Annotated in this window: 4 protein-coding genes; all 4 read left to right on the plus strand. The window is 43.4% G+C overall.

The features are described from left to right. A partial coding sequence (locus LD39_RS21000; RefSeq protein ID WP_035553490.1) for a uracil-DNA glycosylase family protein occupies positions 1–298 on the plus strand: 298 nt, incomplete at its 5' end. A 47-nt stretch (positions 299–345) separates the two neighbouring features. Further along, positions 346–909 carry a VrrA/YqfQ family protein gene (gene vrrA, locus LD39_RS21005; protein ID WP_035553492.1) on the plus strand — a complete coding sequence of 188 codons (564 nt, stop codon included), beginning with the start codon at positions 346–348 and terminating at the stop codon, positions 907–909. A gap of 90 nt (positions 910–999) precedes the next feature. After that, positions 1,000–1,959: a peptide-methionine (R)-S-oxide reductase MsrB gene (gene msrB / locus LD39_RS21010; RefSeq protein ID WP_035553495.1), complete on the plus strand. Its 960-nt coding sequence runs from the start codon at positions 1,000–1,002 to the stop codon at positions 1,957–1,959. Between the two features lie 120 nt (positions 1,960–2,079). Then, positions 2,080–2,402: TetR/AcrR family transcriptional regulator (locus LD39_RS21015; protein WP_035553498.1), on the plus strand; the 323-nt coding region annotated here is incomplete at its 3' end.

Genomic DNA, 2,402 nt, shown 5'->3' on the forward strand with positions numbered 1-2,402 from the left:
TCAAGGTTTAGGGTGGGAAATATTTACAGATGCTGTGATTGAGCGTTTGAATGAGCGAGAAACACCACTTGTATTTATATTATGGGGACGCCACGCTCAAAAAAAAGGAGCATCCATCAGTCGGGAAAGACATAAAGTGATTACCTCTCCTCACCCGAGCCCACTAGCTGCACACCGAGGGTTTTTCGGAAGCCGTCCATTTTCTGAGGCGAACGAATTTTTGAAATCGACCGGGCAGGTTCCCGTCGATTGGTCGATTCCCGAAGAACCAAAAGGTACGAAAGCCCAAACCGATTAGAAAAACGGGCATATGCTACAGTATTCTTAAGTTTCGGAGGGGTTTCTATGTTTCCGACAGGTCAACCACCTTTCCCTCCTCTAGGACCAGGTATGATGCAAGGGTTGCAAGGTTTACAAAGGGTCGCCGCACCGCAGGGATTCATGAGATCAGTTACTCCTTTTCTCAATAATGGTGCTTCAGGCCTAGGTGGGTTCGGTGCCCGAAGCTTTGGTGCACCCGGATTCGGTGGATTTGGTGTACCTGGTGCAGGAGGAGTAGGAGGGTCACAAGGATTAGTTTCTCAAATGCTGGGAGGGGCCGGAACCGCGGCTAAGACAGGTGGAGCTGGATGGCTGTCACACGTACAGACAGCGCTGAAGGCAATGCAAAGTGCTGCCCCTATGGTTCAGCAATATGGTCCGATGATGAAGAACATTCCGGCCATGATTAATATGATGAAAATAATGAACGAACCGGATGATGATGAGGATGAGCTCGAGGAGAATGAAAGTGGAAGAGAGTCCAAGGCTCAATTGAGTCCCGAATCATCTGACGACTTGGAATCAAAGGATTCATCTTCTAAAAACAAACGACGTCAAGGTGCATCACAGCCTAAATTATACATTTAGGCTGTGCGTGTGGCTTGATTTTTTTATGTGAATTAGAAAGAATAAGGTCAAGCTGATTTGAAATGATTTGGCGAATTAGGAGGCTTTAATATGAATAACCAATTACAAACCGCAACTTTTGCAGGAGGGTGCTTTTGGTGTATGGTCGAGCCGTTTGATGAGAGACCCGGAATAGAGTCTATCATCTCAGGTTATACAGGTGGCCATACAGAGAACCCTACTTATATGGACGTTATTACAAAAAACACAGGACATCGGGAAGCGGTACAAATTACATTTGACCCTGCTAAATTTCCTTATGAACGTTTGGTTGAGCTGTTCTGGCAGCAAATCGACCCAACGGATGCTGGAGGACAATTCGCAGACCGGGGAGAATCGTACAAGACGGCTATCTACTATCATAATGAAGAGCAAAGAAAAATAGCTGAAGAGAGCAAGCAGCGCCTTCAAGAATCCGGCATTTTCAAAGCATCTATAGTGACACCGATTCTTCCAGCTGAAACGTTCTATTCAGCAGAAGAAAAGCACCAGGACTATTATAAAAAGAATTCTTTCCATTACAAACTTTATAAAAAAGGTTCTGGTCGTGCAAAGTTTATTAAGGATCATTGGGGATTCAAAAAAGACAAAAAAGACTTGAAGCAACGTTTAACGGATATTCAGTATAAAGTAACACAGGAAAATGCTACGGAGCGCCCTTTCCAAAATGAATACCACGATCATGAAGGAGAAGGGATTTATGTGGATATCGTATCGAAAGAACCATTATTCAGTTCAAAAGATAAATATGATGCGGGCTGCGGCTGGCCAAGCTTCACCAAACCGATTGAGCGACAGTATCTAAGCGAAGCTATGGATACCTCCCACGGAATGAGGAGGATCGAGGTTCGGAGTGATCAAGCTGATTCGCATCTAGGTCATGTTTTTGAAGATGGGCCAACCGATCAAGGAGGACTTAGGTATTGCATCAATTCCGCTGCTCTTGAGTTCGTTCCTAGAAATGAAATGGAAGAAAAAGGTTACGGCTATTTGACTCATTTATTTGACTGATAGAAAAGACAGGCTTTATAAAGCCTGTCTTTTACATAGCTATAAACATATTTCCTAAACCTCGTGGGAGGCAATTCAAAATCAAAATGATATAATAAAGGTGGATGAGGGGGGCTTCCAATGGGAAGAAAAAAAGCATTAACGAAAAATGATGTATTTATGGCTACAGGAGAAGTCCTCAAAAAAGAAGGTCTCCACGGAGTCCACTTCAAAAAACTTGCTGCAATGCTTGATGTAGGGCGCAGCACACTTTATGAATACTTCGATAATAAAGATGACCTCCTCCTCGCCTATATGAGAACCTTGATGGATGAAATGAATGAAAAAGTCGAGAGTATTCCGAGTGAGGATCCTCCGAATAAAAAACTTTATCAATTGCTTCGAATCATACTGACCCACGCACAAATTCATCAAATCGATCAAATGATTCGAGAACTGCAATC

Origin of the sequence: Halobacillus sp. BBL2006, assembly GCF_000786645.1 — a bacterium.
Taxonomy (GTDB): Bacteria; Bacillota; Bacilli; order Bacillales; family Halobacillaceae; genus Halobacillus.

What these genes read in the sequence shown, in the direction of transcription:
- vrrA (WP_035553492.1), top strand. Translation starts at nt 346, where the DNA reads ATGTTTCCGACAGGTCAACCACCTTTCCCTCCTCTAGGACCAGGTATG.
- msrB (WP_035553495.1), top strand. Translation starts at nt 1,000, where the DNA reads ATGAATAACCAATTACAAACCGCAACTTTTGCAGGAGGGTGCTTTTGG.